The 3,904-nt window shown below is 59.3% G+C and carries 4 protein-coding genes and 1 tRNA gene; 2 read left to right on the top strand and 3 right to left on the bottom strand.

The features are described 5' to 3' along the window. Positions 1 to 166: 166 nt before the first annotated feature. Positions 167 to 253, top strand: a tRNA-Leu gene (locus JWQ61_RS03645). A gap of 93 nt (positions 254 to 346) precedes the next feature. Here JWQ61_RS03645 and JWQ61_RS03640 read toward each other — a convergent pair. Beyond that, the gene (locus JWQ61_RS03640; RefSeq protein ID WP_304359315.1) at positions 347 to 1,255 is read right to left on the bottom strand and encodes a hypothetical protein; all 909 of its coding nucleotides are present in this window, start codon (positions 1,253 to 1,255) and stop codon (positions 347 to 349) included. 118 nt (positions 1,256 to 1,373) lie between these two features. Further along, complete coding sequence (locus JWQ61_RS03635) at positions 1,374 to 1,787, bottom strand: PPC domain-containing DNA-binding protein (protein WP_304359316.1); 414 nt, start codon at positions 1,785 to 1,787, stop codon at positions 1,374 to 1,376. A 181-nt stretch (positions 1,788 to 1,968) separates the two neighbouring features. Between JWQ61_RS03635 and JWQ61_RS03630 the strand changes: the two genes are divergently transcribed. Then, a complete protein-coding gene (locus JWQ61_RS03630) occupies positions 1,969 to 2,607 on the top strand; it encodes a LysE family translocator (RefSeq protein WP_304359314.1) in 639 nt (212 codons plus the stop codon). Here the strand turns inward: JWQ61_RS03630 and prpF are convergent. Then, complete coding sequence (gene prpF / locus JWQ61_RS03625; protein ID WP_304359313.1) at positions 2,604 to 3,788, bottom strand: 2-methylaconitate cis-trans isomerase PrpF; 1,185 nt, start codon at positions 3,786 to 3,788, stop codon at positions 2,604 to 2,606. The genes JWQ61_RS03630 and prpF overlap by 4 nt on opposite strands. Between the last annotated feature and the right edge of the window lie 116 nt (positions 3,789 to 3,904).

Raw genomic sequence — 3,904 nt, 5'->3', positions numbered from 1 at the left:
GATTGCCGCTTCCGATGTACGTTTCGTGAACTAGGCCGCCTGCGCTGATGCGGATGGATGACAGGTGGTCTTGGCAATGAGAACCTGTTAGAATGCGGCCCTGTCCCGTATCGCAGGCAGTTGCTGTTGATGCATGTTTTGCGCGTTTCTTCGAAGCCGCAGAATTGCCCGAGTGGTGAAATCGGTAGACACAAGAGACTTAAAATCTCTCGCTCGTAAGGGTGTGCCGGTTCAAGTCCGGCCTCGGGCACCACAAAACAAAAGGCTCTCAGCAATGAGGGCCTTTTTGTTATGTTTCGCAAAAAACGTTCGCAAAAAACGCCCAGTTCATAGCGGCGACATCGCATTACTGCGGCTGATAAGACTTCATTTCCTTCGACCACTGGAATGTCTGCCGCGACTTCCCGCCCTTCTCGCGCAATTGCAGATCGTGAAAGCCGTCGGTAACACCAGACAGGACCACGAGAGAGTTGCTGCTACTCGACACATCGTGGCTGCGGGTCCCGTCCTTGTGCCACTCGCCGGCAATCGTCTGGTCGAACATCATAGGCTGCGCAAATACGACGCGCAGCGACTTGCCGTCAATGTGAAAAAGATACAGCGCTTCAAACGAGGCGCCACCGCCGGCGTAGCTCTCGAACCATCCTGCCCTCACGCCGAAGGCATAATCACCGTCTCGCAACAGATAAGGCGCCAGGTCAAAACGCTGCCAGTTCTGCGGCAAGCCCACAACTGCTCCTTTGTCGTCTCCGGAGCCAATGGTTGGCGGCACATCGATGTTGCCGGCCGTACTCCAGTCAGTCGGAACCGCGACAGGCACATCGGTGCGGGCCATAAGCCGCGGCACATTGTCAGCGCCACGCTCGAACACACCGAACCAGATCTCGTTATCTGTACCATCGTCAAACCCCGCGCAATCACCCACCGGATATCTCAGAGCGATGGCTGCGTGCCCAGGCGATGCCGTCAGGCATACCACACCCACATACATGCCTGGCCGCTGCGGCCACGGTTTTGCACCGGCCAGCACCAGGCGCTTCGGATCGCGTCCCGGCGCGAGTTGCAAGGCCAGGAAATCTTTCGTGAAGCCGCCCGGCAGCTGCTGGCCGAACCCGTCTGGTGCTGGCGCGTCGGCGGTCTTGATGGCGCTACGCACCTCGCCCAATGAGCGCACGGTAGTATCGGCGCTGGCTGGCATTGCGTGCAATGAACAAGCAACGAGACACGGCAACAGCCGGCGGAGGAAAATATTCATGGGTGTAGTCCGGTCAAGTGAAGACAAGCGGCATTTTATCCGCTGCCGCACAACGAATGAATTTTTCAAAAAATGAACGCGTAATTCTTTGAAAATATTAGTCGATATCCATTTAGGATCAAGCGCCATCCGGATGTGATTGCCGCCGTATCACCAACTCATTGAAACCCGAAACCACATCCGCTTCACGGGCAAAGCCATACCCCGGCAGCAGCGCCAGCAACACCTCGGCCGTCGTTCTGACAATGCAGCCAGCAGCCACATGGCCGCCCAGCACGCGGCCTTCTGCATCGGAGACAGTCATATGGAGATGGACACCGTCGGGCGAAAGCGATCCGGCGAGAGTCAGTATTTCCAGGTCACCGCGAAATTCAATCGCCTGCTGCGCCCCGGCAAACCGCAGCTGCGCCACGGATAAGCTGCCAATACCCTGGAGTACGAAGGCCGCGCTGACGCTGTGTTCGGCCAGCACCGATTCAAGAGTGCTGCGCAAGTCCTGTCCAGGATTCAGGCGTAGGGGAAGAGTTTGCATAGAAGCCATTTCGTTGGACGAATTCAGAATATCTTTGCATCCATCAAAAAAATCAAGGGAAATATATGTACTCACCCGCTCACCGGTCCGCCCGACATCTCAAGTTACAGCACCGATTGAGCAGGAAGTGTATATTTTCATTGATCTGGAATTCCTGCCGTCACCTTAAGGAGATACCCCAATGAGCCCGTCAGCCGCCATCCTAGCCATTCTCGCAGCGCTATTAATCGGGGCGATGAGCCCGGGCCCGAGTTTTGTCATTGTTGCCAGGCATTCTATCGGCCTGTCGCGCCGCGATGGCTTGGCCACGGCCGTCGCCATGGGGATCGGCGGCGTTTTCTTCAGCGGCGTCGCGCTGGTCGGGCTGTATACCTTGCTGGCAACCGTGGGATGGCTGTATATGGGGCTTAAGATAGCCGGCGGCCTGTATCTGATTTACCTGGCGTCCAAAATCTGGCGCGGGGCGGCGGCTCCGCTTGCCCTTGACAGCGCCCAGGCGGCAAACGCGGGCAATGTGCGTAAATCGTTCTGGGTCGGCCTCAGCACGCAATTGAGCAACCCGAAGACCGCCGTCGCCTATGGCAGCATCTTCGCCGCCCTGCTGCCCCAGCATCCGCCCCTTTGGTGTTACTTCGCCCTGCCGCCGCTGGTTTTTGCGGTCGAAGCCGGCTGGTATACGGTGGTTGCCTTGTGTTTTTCCAGCAAACGGCCGCGCGAACTTTATCTGCGCGCCAAGACGTGGATCGACCGCGTCGCCGCCGGCGCCATAGCGGCTCTCGGGCTTCGGTTGTTATTTACTGCGCATAAAACCGGCATTTAAAAACCAGCCGGGAAAACCGCAGACGGCACAAGCACGGTTCCTTCCATCAGCCGGCGCGCACTGCGGCTCATGACCGCCTTGGTCACTACCCAGGCGCCGTCGCGCTGCTCTGCCTCGGCGCCGACAACCAGGCTGCCGGAAGGATGGCCGAAGCGGACCTTGCCATTCGCCTGCTGCGTCATCAGGCGATTGACGACGGTGCCGGGAATCGCGGCGGCGACGGCGATCGCTATCGCTCCGGTTCCTGTCATGGCGTGATGCAGTTTTCCCATCGAAAATATGCGCGCATTGATATCGAGCGCGGCAGGATCGATATGCTTGCCGTTCGACGCCACATAGGCGGAAGGTTTTGCCACAAAAGCCAGTTTGGGCGTGTGCGGCCGCAGCTGGCTTGCTTCCTCGGCTGTCTTTGCCAGCCCCATCCGCACCGCGGCGTGGGCGCGGATCGCTTCCGCTTTCCGCAGCAGCCCGGGATTACCGTTGACGTCGCGCTGCAATTCGTTGCCCGTCAGTCCGAGCGTTGCCGCATCGACGAAGATAGCCGGGTTACCGGCATTGATCATGGTCAGTTCGACCGCACCTACGCCGGGCACATCCAGCAGGTCGAGCGGCGACCCGCTCGGAAACATGCCTCCTGCGCCGCCTTCATCGCCTTCGCCGCTCGGGTCCAGGAACTCGATCTTGATCTCGGCCGTCGGGAAGGTGACGCCGTCCAACTCAAAATCGCCGTCCTCCATCACTGCGCCGTCCTGCATCGGGACATGGGCGACGATCTTCGCGTGAATGTTCGCCTGCCAGATACGGACGACAGCGATGCCGTCGCGCGGAGCATCCAGCAAACCTTGCGCAATCGCGAACGGCCCGACCGCGGCCGTCAGGTTGCCGCAATTGCCTGACCAGTCAATCATCGCCTTGTCGATTGCCACCTGGCCGAACAGGTAGTCGACATCGCAATCCGCACGGGCAGACCGGCTGACCAGCACGACCTTGCTGGTGCTCGAGGTAGCGCCTCCCATGCCGTCGATTTGCTGGCCGTAGGGATCTGGGCTGCCCATCACGCGCAGCAATACGCGGTCGCGTACAGCCGGATCGTCCGGCAGCCAGTCCTTACAGAAGAACACGCCTTTGCTGGTGCCGCCGCGCATGTACACGGCCGGGATTTTGATCTGAGCCAACACCATCTCCTAAGATACGCCTGCCCATGGGCGCTGCACTGCGCCCGGTTAACAACACGCATATCAGGATACAAGAAATCGGGATTTTTTATTGGCGCGCGGTCACGCCGCAGTGGTTGCCG

This window comes from Collimonas fungivorans (assembly GCF_028292705.1).
Classification (GTDB): domain Bacteria; phylum Pseudomonadota; class Gammaproteobacteria; order Burkholderiales; family Burkholderiaceae_D; genus Collimonas; species Collimonas fungivorans_B.
The sequence above is the reverse complement of the archived record's forward strand: the minus strand, read 5'-3'. Positions and strand labels throughout refer to the sequence as shown.